This window comes from Serratia sp. CY31944, assembly GCF_052169175.1.
Classification (GTDB): Bacteria; Pseudomonadota; Gammaproteobacteria; order Enterobacterales; family Enterobacteriaceae; genus Serratia; species Serratia sarumanii.
Genome location: NZ_JBJNLG010000023.1, coordinates 61,992 through 81,152, shown reverse-complemented (window position 1 = coordinate 81,152; position 19,161 = coordinate 61,992). Strand labels below are relative to the sequence as shown.

The following is a 19,161-nucleotide window of genomic DNA, read 5'->3' as shown; positions in this document are numbered from 1 at the left end:
GCGTTAGGGTTTTAAGATTTGCACGCCCGCCGTTGCGCGCGGCGCCTTGATCACCAGCAGCACCAGCAGCGCGCCCAGCGCGGCGACGCCGCCCGCCAGCATAAAGGCGCTGTCGAATTTGCCGGTGTTCTGCACGATGTAGCCGGTGACGATCGGCCCGATGATGCCGGAGACGCTGCCGATCAAATGAATGAACCCGCTGGCGCCGCCGACCCGGGATTTATGCACCACGTCCTGGATGATCGCCCAGTAGAGAGCGCCGGTGATGTAAAGGAAGAAGATCGACACCGACATCAGCATCACCGCCGGCACCACGCTGCTGACGGTGCCAGCCAACGCCACGCACACTGCCGCCGCCAGCAGGCTGGTGACCAACACGATCTTGCGCGACAGCAGCAATTTGCCGGTGATGTTGAAGATTTTGTCGGAAATATAGCCGCCGAGCGCCAGCCCGACGAAGCCGACGATCCACGGGATCATCGTGGTCAGGCTCATCTCCTTGATGTTCAGGTTGTGCGCCTGCACCAGATACGAGGGGAACCAGCTCAGGAAGAAGAACAGAATATAGTTGTAGCAGAAGAAGGCGAAGGCGGTGACCAGAATGATCGGCTGCTTCAGGTAGTAACCCAGCCCGTGCGCGGCGTCGCTCAGCGCGCTTTCCTCGCCGAGGTTTTCCTGTTTCAGCCGCGCGATCAGCGCCCGTTCTTCGGCGCTGACGCGCTGGCTTTTCGCCGGGTTATCCGCCACCACGAAGAACCACACCAGCATCCAGACGATGCCGATGGCGCAGATGATCATAAACGCCGGTCGCCAGCCGAACGCCAGCGCCAGATAGCCGACGATCGGCCCGGCCACCGCGCCGCCCAAAGGCGAACCGGCGCTGAGCAGGCCCATGGCGGTCGCCGCCTGCTTCTTCGGGAACCAGCCGTTGATCATCTTGTTGGCCGAGGCGCAGATCGGCCCTTCGGCCATGCCGAACAGGACGCGCAGGATCAGCATCGAGTAAAAACCGGTGGCGATCGCCGTCATGCCGCAGAAGATAGACCACAGACCGACCGCTACGCCCAGCACCAGCGTCGGGCCGAAACGATCGACCGCCAGCCCGCCGATGAAGTTGAAGATGGCGTAGCCGAAAAAGAAGCTGCCGAAGATCAGGCCGAACTGTTCGGCGTTCAGCATCAGATCCTGTTCGATCATCGGCACGGTGATCGACAGCGCCACGCGGTCGAGGTAGTTGATCATGTAGACCATGAACAGCAGGAACACGATGGTCCAACGCAGGTTTTTAAACATAAAGCGCTCCACTGGGTGTCGTTTTAATCGTGATGCTTCGTTGTTTGCACGGGCGGCGGGTGCCGCCCAATGCCCCGATGCGGCCTTGGCGTTACTCGAACTGCAGCAGCACCTTGCAGCAGGTGCGCTGATCCCGCTCGAACATCAGCATCGCCCGTTCGACGTCGGCGGCGGGCACGCAGTGGGTGAGCAGCCGCTGCGGGTCTAGCTTGCCGTCCGCCATCCAGCCGATCACCTGCGGGAAGCGCGCGCTGTTCAGGCGCGAGGAGAAGATCGACAGCTCCTTGCTGGTGATGCTCTGCTGGGTCAGCGTGCAGGCGTCGCCGGAAAAGCCCATGATGCCGATGCGCGCCGCCGGCGAGGCCAGATTGATCGCCTCCGGCAAAATGGCGGGGTGGCAGGCGGCATCGACGATCAGCGTCGGCTGAATGCCGCGCTGCTGCAGCATCTGCGGCAATGCGGCCTCGGCGTTGTTGAACGTCTCGTCGGCGCCGTTGGCGCGCGCCATGTCCAGCCGTTCGGCGATGCGATCGACGACCCACACCTGCTTGACGCCGTACACGCCTTTCAGCGTCTGGATCACCGTGAGCCCCATCGGCCCGGCGCCGTAGATCAGCGCGATGTCGTCGGGGCGCGGTTGCAGATGGGCGGTAATGTTGGCGGCGATGCTGAAGGGTTCGATCATCGCGGCGTGGCGATCGCTGATGGCGGGCGGAATCGGATAGGCGTTGCGCGCCGGCACGCAGGCGTAGTCGCTGAAGCCACCGTCGCGGTGCACGCCGATCACCTGCAGCGAGGTGCAGACGTTGGGGCGGCCGACCGAACAGGGATAGCAGTGGCCGCAGCTTACCACCGGATCTACCGAGACGCGTTCACCGAGGCGCGCTGGATCGACGCCTTTGCCCAGCGCATCGATCAGGCCGAAGAACTCGTGGCCGATCACCCGCGGATAGCGGGCGAACGGGTTATGGCCGTGATAGATATGGACGTCGGAGCCGCAGATGCCGGCGAATTTCACCTTGACCCGCACCTCGCCGGCCGCCGGCTGCGGCAGCGCGCGCGTCTGCAGCGCCAGGCGCCCGGGCTGTTCGATCACGACGCTGCGCATGGTGTTTACCAGTTCCATAAGGTGCCATCCTCCAGACGCGCGACCGGCAGGTAGGCCGGTTCATACGGATAACGCGCCGCCAGCTTCTCATCGAACTCGATGCCGATGCCCGGCTTGTCGCCCGGGTGCATATAGCCGTCGTCGAACGTCCAGCTGTGTGGGAACACCTCGAGCATTTGCTCGGAATAGCCCATGTATTCCTGCACGCCGAAGTTCGGCACCCACAGATCGAAATGCAGCGCCGCCGCCATGCAAATCGGCGACAGATCGGAAGGGCCGTGGGAGCCGGTGCGCACCTGATACAGCGAGGCGAAGTCGGCGATGCGCCGCATGCCGGTAATGCCGCCCGCGTGCGTCAGGGTGGTGCGGATATAGTCGATCAGCTGCTCTTCAATCAGCTGTTTGCAGTCCCAGATGCTGTTGAACACCTCGCCGACGGCGATCGGCGTGACGGTATGCTGGCGGATCAGGCGGAAGCAAGCCTGATTTTCCGCCGGCGTCGGATCTTCCATCCAGAACAGGCGATACGGCTCGGCGCTTTTGCCGAAGCGCGCCGCTTCGATCGGCGTCAGGCGGTGGTGCATGTCGTGCAGCAGATGTTCGTTGAAGCCGAACCTGTTGCGCACCGCGTCGAACAGTTTGGGGGTGAAATCGAGGTATTTTTCCGTCGACCACAGCTGCTCTTCCGGCCAGTCGCCCTTGGTGGCCGGCTCATAGGCCTGGCCTTTGCCCTTGGCCATGCCGTAGGTGGTTTTCATACCCGGCACGCCGCATTGAACGCGGATCGCCTTGAAGCCTTGTTCTTTATGTTTGGCGTAGTCGTCGAGCACCTCGTCGATCGAGTGGCCGGTGGTGTGGCAATACACCATCACACCGGAGCGCGAGGCGCCGCCCAACAGCTGATACAGCGGCATGTTGGCGGCCTTGGCCTTGATGTCCCACAGCGCCATGTCGACAGCGGAAATGGCCGACATGGTCACCGGGCCGCGCCGCCAGTAAGCGCCTTTGTAGAAGAATTGCCAGAGGTCTTCGATCCGCTGCGCGTCGCGGCCGATCAGCTGCGGGCAGAGGTGATCTTTCAGGTAAGAGGCCACCGGCAATTCGCGCCCGTTCAACGTGGCGTCACCGAGGCCGATGATGCCGTCATCGGTGGTGATTTTCAGCGTGACAAAATTGCGCCCCGGGCAGGTGACGAACACCTCGGCGTTGACGATTTTCATAACCTTCACATCCTGTAGCTGCGGAGAGATAGCGCGAAAATACGCCATGAACTAACTACCATACAAGTATGATTTGATGAATTTGCCGGAGAGGATCACATTTGATCGCGAGCGGAAGCGGGTAAACGGGGGAAGAAACGGGGCGCAGCGGTGAACTGCGCCCGACAAGGTCAGCCCAGCAGGGCGCAGTTAGGCGGCAGGCGGCATTCGATGGCCTGCGGCAGCACTTCGATGCGGAAATGGCGGCCCTTGAGCGGTTCGCCGTCGAGGTTGAAGGTCATCTCATGCGGCGCGTCGATCTCGAGCCACGGCAGCGCCGCGCTGAGGATGCTGTTGCTCTCTTCGTCGTTGAACAGGGCGGCGACCAGCGCCGGCAGCAGCTCATCGGCGATCAGCAGGCGCAGCTGCAGCAGGCCGTCGTTGATCAGCGCGCTGGGGCACAGCTCCTGGCCGCCGCCGGCCTGCTTGCCGTTGCCGATGCCGATCACCAGCGCCTCGCCGGCCCAGCGGAAGTCCGGCCCACGGATTTCACAGCGGTCGGCCTGCAGCGTATCCATGCGCAGCAAGCCGTGCACGAAGTAGGACACGCCGCCGAGAGCCGCCTTCAGCTTCTCCGGCGTTTCGGTGGTGATGCGGGTGCCGAAGCCGCCGGTGGCCATGTTGATGAAGTAGCGCTCGCCGTTGACCTTCGCCAGATCGATCGGCACCGAGCGGCCCTTGATCGCCAACTGCAGCGCCTGTTCCGGCGAAGGGGGGATGTTGCAGGCCATGGCGAAGTCGTTGGCGGTGCCGAGCGGCAGGATGCCCAGCGCCGGCCGGTTGTGCGCCGGCAGTTGCACCAGCGCGGCTGCCACTTCGTTGATGGTGCCGTCACCGCCGCCGGCGACGACGGTGCCGACGCCGAGCTGCGTGGCTTCCGCGACATAGCGCGCGGCGTCGCCGTGCTCCCAGGTCACGCGCACGTGCAGCGTGATTTGCTCTGCGCGCAGGCGTTTGACCGCCTGACGCAGCTCTTCGTTACCGGCGCCTTTGCCGTTGATGATAAGCAGGGCGGGCGCATGTGAGTGTTGAGGCATTGCCGATATCCTCCGGCGGAAAACCAAGAATGCCTCAAGATAAACCAGCTACCGCCACCAGGCCATCAGAATATTCAGCTAATTCTGGTTATTTCCCGGCGTTCAGTGAATAAGAAACAAGGCGAATTTATCTGAATTTTACCCGGAAATAAGCCAGGTTTTAAAGACGAGAGGATTAATCGCTGTAGCGTTATTTATATATCGAGGCGACGTGATTATTATTATTAAAACGGATAACGGGAATAAGTTATGGAAATCGGCGCGGCGAAAAAAATAGGCGCCCCCATAAAGAAAAAGCCAGCCCAAGGGAGATTGGGCCGGCTAAGGAGGTGGTTCCTAGTATTGCTATGCAAATATTTTCGTTGTTCGTTTTAAGCAGCGTGATAGTAACCAAGCTGCGCGCACATTGATGTGATCCAATTCTAATATTTGCTAAAAATCGCCGCCGAATGACGGCGATTCATTTTTATGCCCCGGCGCTATTTTCTTCCGCCAAATTGCGGATCAGCAACGCATAATTGAGATCGATATCCTGCGGGATCGGCAAATAAACGATATGGCCGTTGCCCGGCGCCACCTCAATCGGCTCGCCTTTCTTATTTTGCATGCTCTCGAGGGTGAACACCACGTTGCCGCCCGGCGTCATCATCTCGACGCTGTCGCCGAGCGCGAACTTATTCTTCACGTCGACTTCCGCCCAGCCATCGCGGCGCACGCCGGTGAATTCGCCGACGAACTGCTGGCGCTCGGAGAGCGAGGAGCCGTAGTCGTAATTCTGCTGCGCTTCGTGCACGTGGCGGCGCAGGAAGCCTTCGGTGTAGCCACGGTGCGCCAGGCCTTCCAGCGTGGTAAGCAGAGTCGGATCGAAGGGTTTGCCGGCGGCCGCGTCGTCGATGGCGCGGCGGTAGACCTGGGCGGTGCGGGCGCAGTAGTAGAAGGATTTGGTGCGGCCTTCGATCTTCAGCGAGTGCACGCCGAGCTGCGTCAGACGCTCCACGTGCTGGATGGCGCGCAGATCCTTGGAGTTCATGATATAGGTGCCGTGTTCATCTTCGAAGGCGCTCATATATTCGCCTGGCTTTTGCGCTTCAGACAGCATGAACACCTTGTCGGTCGGCGCGCCGATGCCCAGCGTCGGCTCGACGGTTTGCACCGGGATCGGCTCGTGCAGGTGCACGATATTGCCGGTGTCGTCCTCTTTGCCTTCCTCCGCTTTGTACTGCCAGCGGCAGGCGTTGGTGCAGGTGCCCTGGTTGGGATCGCGCTTGTTGATGTAGCCGGACAGCAGGCAGCGGCCGGAGTAGGCCATGCACAGCGCGCCGTGCACGAAGATCTCCAGCTCCATGTCCGGCACTTCGGCGCGGATCTCGGCGATCTCTTCCAGCGACAGTTCGCGCGAGAGGATCACGCGGGTCAGGCCCATTTGCTGCCAGAACTTCACCGTCGCCCAGTTAACGGCGTTGGCCTGCACCGACAGGTGGATGTCCATCTGCGGGAAGGCTTCGCGCACCATCATGATAAGGCCGGGATCGGACATGATCAGCGCATCCGGGCCCATATCGATAACCGGCTTCAGATCGCGCAGGAAGGTTTTCAGCTTGGCGTTGTGCGGGGCGATGTTTACCACCACGTAGAATTTTTTGCCCAGCGCATGGGCTTCATTGATGCCCTGCGCCAGATTCTCGTGGTTGAACTCGTTGTTGCGCACCCGCAGGCTGTAGCGCGGCTGGCCGGCGTAAACCGCATCGGCGCCGTACGCGAAGGCGTAACGCATGTTTTTCAGCGTTCCGGCCGGGGAGAGAAGTTCCGGTGTAAACATAGTGTGTCTCGGTCTGATTTCAGGTCAGCACCACGCCACCTGATGGCGCAGTAAAAGCGGGGAATTGTAGCCGCAGCGCGGCAATAAATCAGCAGTTAACCGGATTTATTCAGGGGAGATTGATCTTGGTCAAACGGAAAATGCGCGGCGGCGGGCCACCGCGCGGGAGAAAGGGAAAGATCAGGCGCTCAAATCGCGGATATCGGTGGTCGGGCCGTTTTTCATCACCGATTGGATACCGTTTTTGGCGGCGCTTTCGGAGCTGTACATTTCGCTGACGCCGATCACCTGATGGTTCTTTGCCTTCAGCACAAAATAGGGCTGATTGCTGGCGCTGTGCTTCAGTTCGTACTGCGCTTCGTGCGGTGAATTGGTCTGCACCGAAGCGATGCCGTTCTCCGCCGAGGCTTTGCTGGCGTACATTTCGCTGGCCAGAATGCTCTCGCCGTTACTGGCTTTCAGGTTGAAGTGGTACTGCCCGTTCTTTGCTTTTTTCAGCTCATAATGACCGATTGCCATGGTTCTTCTCCTGTAGGTTCCGATTCGTGATGTAAGTGTAGCCAATCGCTTGAAAATCGGCGGCTAAACCTCACAGCAGCTTAGTCGAAAAAATGCGCAGTTTTTTTGCGCCGGCGCGGAGTTTTCATTCGGTGAACCTGGCGCCGCACGGGAAGCTAAGGGAAGGCGCGGTGATTGCGCAGTGCGCCGCATAACAAGGGGAACAGGGTTTCACCCCGTGGGATTGTGCGTTACGGTTTGGCCGTTTCGTCAATGTGGATGAAAAATGAGCGATACATCTTGGCATCGACACGCTACAGGCATATGCTTTGGCCTATGCCTGCTGTGGAGGTTGTCGAGATGGAAAGAATCGCAAAGCTGTTTAAAAACGGAAGAAATCAGGCGGTGAGGTTACCGGTGGAATTTGAATTTGATACGGATCGTGTCTATATCCGTCGCGATCGGGAGGGCAACGTGATTTTATCCAAATATCCGGCAAAGCCGGACAGCTGGGCACCGCTGCTGAGCATTATCGCCCAAACGCCGGTGCCGCAAGAGTTTCTTGGCGCGGAAGATCGTCAGCAAGGGGTTGCAGACCGCGATCCATTCTCAGAGGAAGAGTAGGCGATGTACATGTTTGATACCAACACCGTCAGCCACTTGTTTCGGCAGCATCCGCAGGTGCTTAACGTCATGGAAAAGCTCCCGCCTTCTGCCGTATGTATTTCCAGCGTCACGGAGGCGGAACTGCTTTACGGTGTGGCTAAACGGCGGAACAAGGCGTTGCAAAGCGTGGTCGAGGCCTTTCTTGCCGCGGTGACGGTCTATGCATGGGATAGCGAGGCCGCCCGCTGCTACGGTGAAATGCGCGCGAACATGGAGAAAAAAGGCAAAATCATGGGCGCGCTGGATCAACTGATCGCCGCGCACGCGCAGAGCCGTGGCGCGACGCTGGTGACCAACGATCGCGCATTCGCCATGGTGCCCGGGTTGGCGGTTGAAGACTGGACGCGCTGATTTCCCCCTAAACCCCATTCACCAGCCGGCAGGGCTCGGCTTCCCAGCGGTAGCCCACGCCGTATACCGAGCGGATAAAGGATTTTTCCCCGTCGATCAGCTCCAGCTTGCGGCGCAGGTTTTTGATGTGGCTGTCGATGGTGCGGTCGGTGACCACCCGGTAGTCGTCGTACAGGTTGTTCAGCAGCTGCTCGCGAGAAAATACGTTGCCCGGCTGGCTGGCCAGCGTTTTCAGCAGGCGGAATTCCGCCGGCGTCAGATCCAGCAACTGCCCCTGATAGCTGGCCTGGAAGCGCGGTTCATCGATGTGCAGCAGGTCATCTTCCCGCGCGCTCTCCTGCGGCCGATAGCTGCGGCGCAGGATGGTTTTCACCCGCGCCACCACTTCGCGCGGGCTGTAGGGTTTGCAGATGTAATCGTCGGCGCCGATCTCCAGCCCCAGCAGGCGGTCAATCTCTTCGATTTTCGCCGTCACCATCACGATCGGAACGTCGCTGAAGCGGCGCAGCTCGCGGCACACCGTCAGCCCGTCGGCGCCCGGCAGCATCAGGTCGAGCAAGATCAGCGCCGGCGGATGCTGGTGCACGGTCGGCACCACCTCGTTGCCGTTGGTCAGCCAGCGGGTGGCGTAGCCCGCCGCCTGCAGATAATCCACCAGCAGCTGGCCCAGCTTGGGCTCATCTTCAACAATCATGATCTGCACGGGTTGATTCTGAATGTCCATCAGGGCGCCTTATTTTTTATCGGGGTAGCAAATTCTACTGTAATGCGCACGCCGCCTAAAGGCGAATGCTCGGCGCGGATTTTCCCGTCGTGTGCTTCCACGATGTTGTGGCAGATCGCCAGCCCCAGCCCGGAACCGCCGCTGGCGCGGTTGCGTGAACCTTCCGCCCGGTAGAAACGTTCGAAAATGCGCGTCAGTTGCTGATCGCTGATGCCCGGTGCGCTGTCCTGCCAGTAGAGGATCAGCCGCCCCGGCTGCAGCTCAGCGCCGATCTCCAGCCGGCCGCCGGCGTCGGTGTAACGCAGGCTGTTTTCCAGCAGGTTATTGAACAACTGGTTCAGGCGATCGGGATCGCCGAACAGCGGCGCCTGGGGCGGCAGATGGGTGACGATCTCCAGCCCTTTGGCGCGGAAGCGTTCGCGAAAGGCGGCGACGGCGATCTGCAGCAGGTGCACGCAGTCCACCGACGATTTGCGATAGGCCAGCGCGCCGAGATCGGAGAGCGACAGCTGGTGCAGATCGTCGACCAGTTTGGTCAAGGTGGATACCTCGGCCTGCAGCGAGCTGAGCGACGCCGGCGTCGGCTGGCGCACGCCGTCCTGCAGCGCTTCCAGTTCGCCGCGCAGCACCGCCAGCGGCGTGCGCAGCTCGTGCGATACGTCGGCCATAAAGGCGCGGCGCATCTGCTCGTTTTTTTCCAACGAGGTGGCCAGCTGGTTGAAGTCGTGCGCCAGCCGGCCCAGTTCATCCTGGCTGCTGACCGCCACGCGGGTGGTGAAATCGCCCGCCGCCAGGCGGTGGGTGCCCGCCACCAGACGCTTGACCGGGGCCAGCATGCCGCGCGACAGCAGCCAGGTCACCGCCGCCGCCAGCAGGGTGGAGAGCGCGACGATAATCCAACTGGTGCGCCGCTGCTGGCGATCGAAGTTGATGTCGGTATTGCGCGTCAGGCGCTCGACCGGGGTGGTGAGCACCCAGCCGACGATCTGGTTGTTGTAGCGGATCGGGTGGCGCGGCCCCTCTTTCGGCAGGGGGCCAGAATGCCCGACCAAACGATTGAACTGGCTGTCCACCACCCAAAACTGGGTGCGCCAGCCCTTGGGCGGCAGATTGTGGCTGCTGTCGCTGTTCTGCTCGAACGAGCGCATGATTTGGTAGACCACCTGATCGTTGTTGCGCAGGAATATCCAGTTGCCATGGTGGCTGTACTGTTCCTCCAGCGCTTCGCTCAGCATGTTGATGCGTTGCTCGTTGCTGCTCTTGATGTAATCGATAAAGCCTCGCTCAAAGCTGACGCGCACCCCCCAATGCATGGTGATCAACACCAGCATGCAGGTAGCGAAAATGGCCAGGAACAGTTTCCCGGTAATGCCTATCCTCATTGCAACCTCGTTGAGCCGGTACCCGGCTCTTTGGTCAGCGTGCGGTTGGGCGCGCTATCGGCCGGCACGCGCGCGAAGGCCAGCGCGGGCAGAGCGATAATCAACGCCATACAGCAGTAGCTGTAAATAAATGCGCTGTGAATGGCCGGGCTATCGGCCACCACCTGATGATGGGCGAAGCTGCCGATCAAGATGCCGGCGACGCTGACGCCAAGGCTCATCGACAGCTGCATGACCATCGACAACAGGCTGTTGCCGCTGCTGGCCAGCCTGTCAGGCAGATCTTTCAGCGTCAGGGTGTTCATCGCCGAGAAGCGCAGCGAGTTGACCATCCCCTGGAAGAACAGCACCACCGGCAGCAGCCACAGCCAGCCGAGCATCGCCGCCAGCAGGAAGCTCAAGCTGACCAGCGCCAGCAGCAGCGTGGCGGCCACCAGCACGTTACGGTAGCCGAAGCGGTTGACCACCTGCACCACGATGCGCTTCATGCCCATGCTGCCGATGATCATCGGGATCATCATCAGCCCGGCGTGGAACGGCGTGAAGCCCATGCCGACCTGCAGAAACAGCGGCGTCATGAACGGCAGCATGCCGCTGCCGATGCGCCCCAGCAGGCTGGCCAGCAGCCCGATCTTGTAAGTCGGGGTGCGCAGCAGCCGCAGCGAGAACAGGGCGCGGCTATTGCCGTAGGCATGCCAAACATACCCCAACAGCGCCGCCACGCCCAGCGCCACCAGGCCGGCGATGGCGCCGCCGGACAGCCCCATGCCCTTGTGGCCGTCGAGCGCCAGCGTCAGCGACGCCATGCCGATCGCCAGCAGGATAAAGCCGCTGAGATCGAAGCGGCGGGTCTGCATTTGGTAGTTGGGCATCAGCAACAGCGTGGCGATGGCGCCCACGATGCCCACCGGAATGTTGATCAGGAAAATCCAATGCCAGCTGGCGTATTGCACCAGGAAGCCACCCAGCGCCGGCCCCATCAGCGGGCCGATTTGCCCCGGCAGCGTCACGAAGGTCATCGCCGCCATATACTGCTCGCGTGGCACGATCTTCATCACCGTCAGGCGCCCGACCGGCACCATCATCGCGCCCCCGACGCCCTGAAGCACGCGCGAGGCGATCAGCTCGTTCAGGGTTTCCGAACGGGCGCAGAGGAGGGAGCCGAGGGTGAACAGCAGGATGGCGCTGAAAAACACCCGCTGTACGCCGATCTTGTCCGCCAGCCAGCCGCTGGCCGGCAGCGTCACCGCCACCGTCAGCACATAGGAGACGATCACCGACTGCATGCGCAGCGGGTTCTCCCCCAGGCTGGCGGCCATCGAGGGCAGGGCGGTGTTGACGATAGTGGTATCCAGCGTCTGCATAAAGAAGCCGAATGCCACTATCCAGAGTTGCCAGCGTACCGTGGCGGCGTGTTTCATCAGCATCGGTCGGCCATTAATGGGGCAGCGGGGCCAGTTGCTTGTTGCGGCGGAACTTCGCCTGCAGCCGGTCGAAGTAAAGGTAGACCACCGGGGTGGTGTACAGCGTCAGCAGCTGGCTCATCACCAGACCGCCGGCGATGGTGATGCCGAGCGGCTGGCGCAGCTCCGCGCCGTCGCCGCTGGTCAGCACCAGCGGCAGTGCGCCGAACAACGCCGCCAGCGTGGTCATCATGATCGGCCGGAAACGCAGCAGGCTGGCCTGAAAAATCGCCTCGCGGGCGCTGATGCCGCCGTTGCGCTGCGCCTCGAGCGCGAAGTCGACCATCATGATGGCGTTTTTCTTCACGATGCCGATCAGCAGCATGATGCCGATCAGCGCGATCAGGCTGAACGGCGCGCCGAACAGTTCGAGCGCCAGCAGCGCGCCCACGCCGGCGGAAGGCAGCGTGGAAAGGATGGTCAGCGGATGGATATAGCTCTCGTACAGTACGCCGAGCACGATATAGACCGTGGCGATAGCCGCCAGGATCAGGATCAGCTGCGACTTCAGGGTATCCTGGAATACCTGGGCGGTGCCGGCGAACGCGCCGCGTACCGTAGACGGCACGCCGAGCTGAGTCATGGTGCGTTCTACCGCGGCGGTGGCGTCCGACAGGCTGCCGCCGTCCGGCAGGTTAAAGGAGATGGTCGAGGCGGCGGACAGCCCCTGATGGTTGACCGACAGCGGCGCGTTGGCCGGCCGCCAACTGGCGAAGTAGGAGAGCGGTATCGCCTTGCCTTCGCTGTTGATGATGAACATTTTGTCCAGCGAGCTCACGTCCTGGGTGTAGGGCGGCGCCACTTCCATCACGACTTTGTATTGGTTGAGCGGTTGATAGATGGTCGAAATCTGCCGCTGGCCGAAGGCGTTGTTCAGCAGGTTGTTGGCGTCGGACACCGAAATGCCGAGGCGCGCCATGGTTTCGCGATCGTAGACCAGATCCATCTCCGAGCCTTTATCCTGCTGATCCGAGTTGACGTCCGCCAGCTCGGGCAATGCGGCCAGCGCGGTGCGGATCTTCGGCTCCCATTCGCGCAGCGCGGCGAGATCGTCCGCCAGCAGCGTGTATTGGTAGCTGGCGTTGGCCTGCCGGCCGCCGACGCGGATATCCTGCACCGCCATCAGAAACAGGCTGGCACCCGGTTCTTTGGCCAGGCGAGCACGCAGGCGGGCGATCACTTTCTGCGCATCGTCGCTGCGTACCGACAGGGGTTTCAGTGAGATGAACATCGAACCGCTGTTGGTGCGCGAGCCGCCGGTAAAACCGGTGACGTTTTCCACGTCCGGATCTTCGCGCACGATTTTCATGAAGTCTTCCAGTTTGCCGCGCATCGCCTGGAACGAAATGCTTTGGTCGGCCTGGATAAAGCCCATCAGGCGCCCGGTATCCTGTTCCGGAAAGAAGGTTTTCGGGATGCTGATATACAGCCAGACGTTGAGCGCAAGGGTGGCGAGGAACACCGCCAGCACCCAGCGCGAGTGGCCGAGCACCCAGTTCAGCGAGCGTCCGTAGCCCTGCTGCAGCGCCAGCAGCATTTTGCCGAAGCCGCGCGCCCGCCGCTGCGAACGCGGCGGCTGGTGGCGCAGCAGGTAGGCGCACATCATCGGCGTGAGCGTGAGCGAGACGATGAGCGACAGCCCGATCGATACCGACAGGGTGACGGCGAACTCGCGGAACAGGCGCCCCGGCAGGCCTTCCATCAGCAGCAGCGGGATAAACACCGCCACCAGCGAAACGCTCATCGACAGCACGGTGAAGCCGACTTCCCGCGCGCCCAGCAGCGCGGCGTTGATCGGTTTCATGCCGGCTTCGACATGACGGGAAATGTTTTCCAGCACCACGATGGCGTCGTCCACCACAAAGCCGGTGGCGATGGTCAGCGCCATCAGCGACAGGTTGTTGAGGCTGAACCCGCACAAATACATGGCGGCGAACGAGCCGATCAGAGACACCGGCACGGCGACCGCCGGGATCAGCGTGGCGCGCCCGGAGCGCAGGAAGATGAACACCACCAGGATCACCAACCCGATGGCGATCGCCAGCGACTGTTCCACCTCGGCCAGCGACGCGCGAATGGTCGGCGAACGATCCTGCGCGACGCTGAGTTTAATCGAGGCCGGGATATTCTCCTGCAGGGCGGGCAGCTCGGCGCGAATGCGATCGACGGTTTCGATGATGTTGGCGTCCGGCGCGCGGCTGATGGCCAGAATGATCGCCGGTTTGGCGTCGGTCATCCCGGCATTGCGCACGTCTTGCACCGAGTCGTTGACCTCGGCCACGTCGGCCAAACGCACCGCCGAGCCGTTGTTGTAATGAACGATCAGCGGACGGTAGGCCTCGGCGGTTTTCAGCGCGTCGTTGGCCTGGATCTGCCAGCGCTGCTGCGGGTTTTCCACGGCGCCCTGCGGGCGGCGCACGTTGGCGTTGGCGATGGCCTGCCGTACGGTGTCCAGCGACACGCCCTGATTGAACAGCGCCGAAGGGTTCAGCTCCACCCGCACCGCCGGCAGTGAGCTACCGCCCACGGAAACGTCGCCGACGCCCTCGGTCTGGCTGATCTTCTGCGCCAGCTGGGTGGAGGCGAAATCGTAAAGCTGCCCCTGGCTGTAGGTGTCCGAGGTCAGCGTCAGGATCATGATCGGCGCGTCGGAAGGGTTGACCTTGCGGTAGCTGGGGCGGCTCGGCATGCCGGTCGGCAGCAGGCTTTGCGCGGCGTTGATCGCCGCCTGCACGTCGCGCGCGGCGCCGTTGATGTCGCGATCGAGATCGAACTGCAAAATGACCCGGGTACTGCCGAGCGAGCTCATCGAGGTCATTTCGTTAACCCCGGCGATGCGGCCCAATGCGCGCTCCAGCGGCGTCGCCACCGAGGACGCCATGGTTTCCGGCGAGGCGCCCGGCAGCGACGCGCTGATCGAAATCACCGGAAAGTCCACCTGCGGCAGCGGCGACACCGGCAGCAAGCGAAAGCCGATCGCGCCGCTGATGGCGATGGCCAGCGTCAGCAGGGTGGTGGCCACCGGCCGGTGAATGAACAGGGCGAAGAATTTCACGGCAGCTCCTGCGTATCCGGCTGGCGATGCGTGTTGCGCGCCAGTTTGTCAAACAGCAGGTAGATCACCGGCGTGGTGAACAGCGTCAGGATCTGGCTCATGATCAAACCGCCGACCATACAGACGCCGAGCGGATGCCGCAGCTCCGCGCCGACGCCGGTGCTCAGCATCAGCGGCAGTGCGCCGAGCAAGGCCGCCAGCGTGGTCATCAGGATCGGCCGGAAACGCAGCAGGCAGGCCTGATAGATGGCGTCGCGCGGCGATAAGCCCTGCTCGCGTTCCGCCGCCAGCGCGAAGTCGATCATCATGATGGCGTTCTTCTTCACGATGCCGATCAGCAGGATGATGCCGATGATGGCGATCACGTCCAGCTCGCTGCCGGCCATCATCAGCGCGAGCAGCGCGCCGACCCCGGCGGTCGGCAGGGTGGAGAGGATGGTGACCGGATGAATGAAGCTTTCATACAGCACGCCCAGCACGATGTACATCGCCACCACCGCCGCTAAAATCAGCCACAGGGTGCTGCCGAGCGCCGCCTGGAAGGCCAGGGTCGCCCCCTGGAATTGGGTGGTGATGTCCCTCGGCATGTTGAGATTTTCTTCCGCTTGGGTGACCGCGTCGACCGCCTCGCCGAGCGAGTAGCCGTCGGCGACGTTGAACGAAACGGTGGCCGACGGGAACTGGTCGAGATGGTTGACTGACAGCGGGCCGAAGCGCTCTTCGATTTTGGCGATGGCGCTCAGCGGCACCACGGCGCCGTCGTTGCCGCTCAGACGGATCTCATTGAGCGCCGCCAGCCCCGGCGTCGCGCTGACGTCGTGCTCCAGCACCACGCGGTATTGGTTGGCCTGGGTGTAGATGGTGGAGATCAGGCGCTGGCCGAACGCGTTGTACAGCGCATTGTCCACGTCGCTCATGGTGACGCCGAGGCGGGAGGCCGAATCGCGATCGACGTTGACGTAGGCCACCAGCCCCTGATCCTGCCAGTCGCTGGTGACGTCCGCCAACTGCGGGGTTTGCTTCAGCTCATCCATCAGCTGCGGCACCCACAGGCTGAGATCGTCCAGCGACATGGCCTGCAGGGTGAACTGGTACTGGGTGCGGCTGACCTGGGTATCGATGGTCAGATCCTGCACCGGCTGCAGATACAGCTTCACGCCGGGGAACTGCGCCGTTTGCTGCTGCAGGCGGCTGATGATCGCCGGAATGCGCTCGCTGCGTTCGCTCAGCGGCTTCAGGTTGATCTGCAGCCGGCCGCTGTTGAGCGTGGCGTTGCTGCCGTCGACGCCGACGAACGAGGTCAGGCTCTCCACCGCCGGATCTTTGAGGATCTGCGCCGCAACCTGCTGCTGGCGCTCGGCCATATTGCTGAACGAGACGCTCTGCGGCGCTTCCAGCGTGCCCTGAATGATGCCGTTGTCCTGCACCGGGAAGAAGCCTTTCGGGATCAGCAGGTACAGCAATACCGTCAGCGCCAGAGTGCCGACGGCCACGCCGAGCGTCAGCCAGGGATGGTTAAGCACCGTTTTCAGCCACTGGCCGTATCGCGCGATCACCCGCTCGAAAAAGCGTTCGGAGGCGGCGGAAAACCGGTTCTGCTTGCGCAGCGATTCGTGGCTGAGCATGCGCGCGCACATCATCGGCGTCAGCGTCAGCGACACCACGGCGGAGATCAAAATCGCCACCGCCAGCGTGACGGCGAACTCGCGGAACAGGCGGCCAACGATGTCGCCCATGAACAGCAGCGGGATCAGCACCGCCACCAGCGAGAAGGTCAGCGAGATGATGGTGAAGCCGATCTCGCCGGCGCCTTTCAGCGCGGCGTCGAGCGGTTTTTCCCCTTTCTCGATGTAGCGTGAGATGTTCTCGATCACCACGATGGCGTCGTCCACCACGAAACCGGTGGCGATGGTCAGCGCCATCAGCGTCAGGTTGTTGATGGAAAAGCCGAGGAAGTACATGGCGGCGAAGGTGCCGACCAGCGACAGCGGCACCGCCACGCTGGGGATAATGGTCGCCGGCACGTTGCGCAGGAACACGTAGATCACCATCACCACCAGCGCGATCGCCAGCAGCAGCTCGAACTGCACGTCGCTGACCGAGGCGCGGATGGTGGTGGTGCGATCGGTCAGCACCTTGACGTCGACCGACTTGGGCAGGCTTTTAATCAGCGTCGGCAGCATTTCGCGGATGCTGTCGGCGGTGGTGATGACGTTGACGCCAGGCTGGCGTTGGATGTTCAGCACGATCGCCTGTTGCTTGTTGGCCCAGGCCGCCAGCCGGGTGTTTTCCGCCCCTTGTTCGATGGTGGCGATATCCTGCAGGCGGATCGCCGCGCCGTTCTGATAGGCGACGATCAGCTGGCGATAGTCGTCGGCGGATTTCATTTGGTCGTTGGCGGACAGGGTGACCGAGCGGGTCGGGCCGTCCAGGCTGCCTTTCGCCGAGTTGACGTTGGCGTTGCTGATGGCGGCGCGGATGGTTTCACTGTTCAGGCCATAGGCGGCGACCGCCGCGGCGTTCAATTTTACGCGCACCGCCGGGCGTTGGCCGCCGGCCAGCGTCACCAGGCCGACGCCGGTCACCTGAGAAATTTTTTGCGCCACGCGGGTTTCCACCATGTCTTCCACCTGCGTCATCGGCATGGCGGTGGAGGTCACGGCCAGCGTCAGGATCGGCGGATCGGCGGGGTTAACCTTGCTGTAGATCGGCGGGTAGGGCAGATCGGTCGGCAGCAGGTTGGTGGCGGAGTTGATCGCCGCCTGCACTTCCTGCTCCGCAACGTCGAGCGGCAGCGCCAGCTGGAACTGCAGGGTGACCACCGAGGCACCGCCGGAGCTTTGCGACGCCATTTGTTTGAGGCCGGACATCTGGCCGAACTGGCGTTCCAGCGGCGCGGTAATGGCGGAGGTCACCACGTCCGGGCTGGCGCCGGGGTACAGCGTCACCACCTGGATGGTGGGGTAATCCACCTCCGGCAGGGCGGACACCGGCAGCGCGCGGTAGCCGATAATCCCCGCCAGCAATATCGCCACCATCAGCAGCGTGGTGGCGACCGGACGCAGAATAAACAGGCGGGACGGACCGCCGCCGGCGTTGGGAGGCATCACCTGCATCAGGGCTTCCTCTGAACGTCAGGTTCGCGCTTGGCGTTGGCCGCCGCCGGCGCTTCGCTCGGCGCGAGCACTTCCACCTGCATGCCTTCGGTCAGGCGATCGATGCCGTCGGTCACCACCCGATCGCCGGCGTTGAGGCCGGCGCTGATCACCACCTGCCGGCTGTCCTGCACGCCTGCGGTGACCCGATGTTTGCTGACCCTGTTGTCTTCACCGAGCGTCCAGACGAAGTTGCCCTCGTTGCCCATCTGCAGCGCGGCGGTCGGGATCACCACCGCATCGTGCAGGGTATCCACCTGCAGCCGCGCGTTGACGAACTGGTTGGGGAACAGCGCGTCATCTTCGTTGGTGAAGCGCGCTTTCAGCTTGATGGTGCCGGTGGCGGTATCAATTTGGTTGTCCAGGCTCAGCAGCGAACCGGTCGTCAGCTTGCTCTGGTTGGTGCGATCCCAGGCTTCGACGCTCACCGGCCCGGCTTTTTGCGCCTTGAGCAGATCGGCGATGTTGCCTTCGGGCAGCGTGAACACCACGTCGATCGGGTGCGTTTGCGTGATCACCACCAGACCGGTGGTGCTGCCGCTGGTGACATAGTTGCCGACGTCGACCAGTTTCAGGCCGACGCGGCCGTCGATTGGCGCAGTGATGCGGCTGTAGGTGATCTGCAGCTTGGCGCTGTCGACCGCGCCCTGATCGGCCTTGATCGCGCCTTCGGTCTGCTGCACCAGCGAAGCCTGCGTATCCAGTTCCTGGCGGGAAACCAGATTGGTTTTCACCAGCTGCTGATAGCGCGCCAGATCGCGCCGGGCGTTGGCCAGCGTGGCCTGATCTTTTGCCAACTGCCCCTGAGCCTGGGTCAACTGAACCTGGAACGGCCGGGGATCGATTTCCGCCAGCAGATCGCCGGCTTTGACCTGCTGGCCTTCGGTAAAGTGGATCGCCATCAGTTGGCCGTCGACCCGGCTGGTGACGGTGACGGTATTGGCGGCGGTGGCGGTGCCCAAGCCGGAAAGATAGCGCGGCACCGTCTGGCGGGTGGCGGTCGCCGCCTGCACCGGCGACATCGGCGCGCCGCGTCTGCCGCCCGCCGCGCGGCCCGCTCCCGTTTTACCGGCGGCCTGGTGCGCGCCCGGCGTCGTCCCGGCGGCCGGTTGAGCGGCGCTGAAATGGCGCCAGGCCAGAACGGCGACGATGATCGCAATCGCCGCAACCAGCAGGCGCAGCAGCAGGGAACGACGTTGGGGTTTTGCATTCATGGTGGTGAAAATTCTCTCCAAAAGGCAGGGGCGCGGGCACTCATTGCCACAAAAATGACACTCCTTACAGGATACTAGTTTAGCCAGCGAAGACGGCATAAAAATGAAGGAAATATGGAGGAACCGTCAGCATTGTC

Annotated in this window: 14 protein-coding genes; 2 read left to right on the top strand and 12 right to left on the bottom strand. The window is 62.5% G+C overall.

Annotation, left to right across the window (positions count from 1 at the left end; genetic code table 11):
• Positions 1–3: 3 nt before the first annotated feature.
• The 6 genes from ACJ8IN_RS21160 to ACJ8IN_RS21135 form a co-directional block, all read right to left on the bottom strand.
• Positions 4–1,293, bottom strand: coding sequence for an MFS transporter (locus ACJ8IN_RS21160; RefSeq protein ID WP_107227829.1), 1,290 nt, complete (start codon positions 1,291–1,293; stop codon positions 4–6).
• A 91-nt stretch (positions 1,294–1,384) separates the two neighbouring features.
• A complete protein-coding gene (locus ACJ8IN_RS21155) occupies positions 1,385–2,401 on the bottom strand; it encodes a Zn-dependent oxidoreductase (RefSeq protein ID WP_308326155.1) in 1,017 nt (338 codons plus the stop codon).
• 5 nt (positions 2,402–2,406) lie between these two features.
• On the bottom strand, positions 2,407–3,621 hold the full coding sequence (gene manD, locus ACJ8IN_RS21150; RefSeq protein ID WP_025303867.1) for a D-mannonate dehydratase ManD: 1,215 nt from the start codon (positions 3,619–3,621) through the stop codon (positions 2,407–2,409).
• Positions 3,622–3,791: 170 nt separating this feature from the next.
• Complete coding sequence (gene yegS / locus ACJ8IN_RS21145) at positions 3,792–4,697, bottom strand: lipid kinase YegS (RefSeq protein ID WP_033635546.1); 906 nt, start codon at positions 4,695–4,697, stop codon at positions 3,792–3,794.
• 466 nt (positions 4,698–5,163) lie between these two features.
• Entirely contained in the window at positions 5,164–6,516 is a 1,353-nt protein-coding gene (gene trhP, locus ACJ8IN_RS21140; protein WP_033635545.1) for a prephenate-dependent tRNA uridine(34) hydroxylase TrhP, read from the bottom strand.
• Positions 6,517–6,696: 180 nt separating this feature from the next.
• Entirely contained in the window at positions 6,697–7,035 is a 339-nt protein-coding gene (locus ACJ8IN_RS21135; RefSeq protein ID WP_033635544.1) for a YegP family protein, read from the bottom strand.
• A gap of 339 nt (positions 7,036–7,374) precedes the next feature.
• Here ACJ8IN_RS21135 and ACJ8IN_RS21130 point away from each other — a divergent pair, with 339 nt between their 5' ends.
• Complete coding sequence (locus ACJ8IN_RS21130; protein ID WP_004941563.1) at positions 7,375–7,638, top strand: antitoxin; 264 nt, start codon at positions 7,375–7,377, stop codon at positions 7,636–7,638.
• Between the two features lie 3 nt (positions 7,639–7,641).
• Positions 7,642–8,031, top strand: a complete 390-nt coding sequence (locus ACJ8IN_RS21125) for a type II toxin-antitoxin system VapC family toxin (RefSeq protein WP_033648839.1) — start codon at positions 7,642–7,644, stop codon at positions 8,029–8,031.
• A 7-nt stretch (positions 8,032–8,038) separates the two neighbouring features.
• Here the strand turns inward: ACJ8IN_RS21125 and baeR are convergent, their stop codons facing one another.
• From baeR to ACJ8IN_RS21095, 6 genes are read right to left on the bottom strand one after another with little or no spacing between them, the layout of a single operon-like run.
• Positions 8,039–8,755, bottom strand: a complete 717-nt coding sequence (baeR, locus tag ACJ8IN_RS21120) for a two-component system response regulator BaeR (RefSeq protein ID WP_033635542.1) — start codon at positions 8,753–8,755, stop codon at positions 8,039–8,041.
• Positions 8,755–10,137 carry a two-component system sensor histidine kinase BaeS gene (gene baeS / locus ACJ8IN_RS21115; protein ID WP_049194878.1) on the bottom strand — a complete coding sequence of 461 codons (1,383 nt, stop codon included), beginning with the start codon at positions 10,135–10,137 and terminating at the stop codon, positions 8,755–8,757. Before baeS ends, baeR begins: the two co-directional genes overlap by 1 nt.
• A complete protein-coding gene (gene mdtD, locus ACJ8IN_RS21110; RefSeq protein WP_308325964.1) occupies positions 10,134–11,564 on the bottom strand; it encodes a multidrug transporter subunit MdtD in 1,431 nt (476 codons plus the stop codon). Before mdtD ends, baeS begins: the two co-directional genes overlap by 4 nt.
• Positions 11,565–11,574: 10 nt before the next feature.
• Positions 11,575–14,655: a multidrug efflux RND transporter permease subunit MdtC gene (gene mdtC / locus ACJ8IN_RS21105; RefSeq protein WP_047570975.1), complete on the bottom strand. Its 3,081-nt coding sequence runs from the start codon at positions 14,653–14,655 to the stop codon at positions 11,575–11,577.
• Positions 14,652–17,771 (bottom strand): MdtB/MuxB family multidrug efflux RND transporter permease subunit, encoded by a 3,120-nt coding sequence (locus ACJ8IN_RS21100; RefSeq protein ID WP_060453050.1) that lies wholly within the window; start codon positions 17,769–17,771, stop codon positions 14,652–14,654. Before ACJ8IN_RS21100 ends, mdtC begins: the two co-directional genes overlap by 4 nt.
• A complete protein-coding gene (locus tag ACJ8IN_RS21095) occupies positions 17,771–19,024 on the bottom strand; it encodes an MdtA/MuxA family multidrug efflux RND transporter periplasmic adaptor subunit (protein ID WP_308325963.1) in 1,254 nt (417 codons plus the stop codon). The genes ACJ8IN_RS21100 and ACJ8IN_RS21095 overlap by 1 nt, the downstream gene beginning before the upstream one ends.
• Positions 19,025–19,161 lie beyond the last annotated feature (137 nt).

Excerpts from the sequence above, each read along its gene's own strand:
- ACJ8IN_RS21125 (WP_033648839.1), top strand. The coding sequence starts at position 7,642 with ATGTACATGTTTGATACCAACACCGTCAGCCACTTGTTTCGGCAGCAT.
- baeR (WP_033635542.1), bottom strand. The coding sequence starts at position 8,755 with ATGGACATTCAGAATCAACCCGTGCAGATCATGATTGTTGAAGATGAG.
- mdtD (WP_308325964.1), bottom strand. The coding sequence starts at position 11,564 with ATGCTGATGAAACACGCCGCCACGGTACGCTGGCAACTCTGGATAGTG.
- ACJ8IN_RS21135 (WP_033635544.1), bottom strand. The coding sequence starts at position 7,035 with ATGGCAATCGGTCATTATGAGCTGAAAAAAGCAAAGAACGGGCAGTAC.
- yegS (WP_033635546.1), bottom strand. The coding sequence starts at position 4,697 with ATGCCTCAACACTCACATGCGCCCGCCCTGCTTATCATCAACGGCAAA.
- trhP (WP_033635545.1), bottom strand. The coding sequence starts at position 6,516 with ATGTTTACACCGGAACTTCTCTCCCCGGCCGGAACGCTGAAAAACATG.
- manD (WP_025303867.1), bottom strand. The coding sequence starts at position 3,621 with ATGAAAATCGTCAACGCCGAGGTGTTCGTCACCTGCCCGGGGCGCAAT.
- ACJ8IN_RS21155 (WP_308326155.1), bottom strand. The coding sequence starts at position 2,401 with ATGCGCAGCGTCGTGATCGAACAGCCCGGGCGCCTGGCGCTGCAGACG.
- ACJ8IN_RS21100 (WP_060453050.1), bottom strand. The coding sequence starts at position 17,771 with ATGCAGGTGATGCCTCCCAACGCCGGCGGCGGTCCGTCCCGCCTGTTT.
- ACJ8IN_RS21095 (WP_308325963.1), bottom strand. The coding sequence starts at position 19,024 with ATGAATGCAAAACCCCAACGTCGTTCCCTGCTGCTGCGCCTGCTGGTT.
- ACJ8IN_RS21160 (WP_107227829.1), bottom strand. The coding sequence starts at position 1,293 with ATGTTTAAAAACCTGCGTTGGACCATCGTGTTCCTGCTGTTCATGGTC.
- ACJ8IN_RS21130 (WP_004941563.1), top strand. The coding sequence starts at position 7,375 with ATGGAAAGAATCGCAAAGCTGTTTAAAAACGGAAGAAATCAGGCGGTG.
- baeS (WP_049194878.1), bottom strand. The coding sequence starts at position 10,137 with ATGAGGATAGGCATTACCGGGAAACTGTTCCTGGCCATTTTCGCTACC.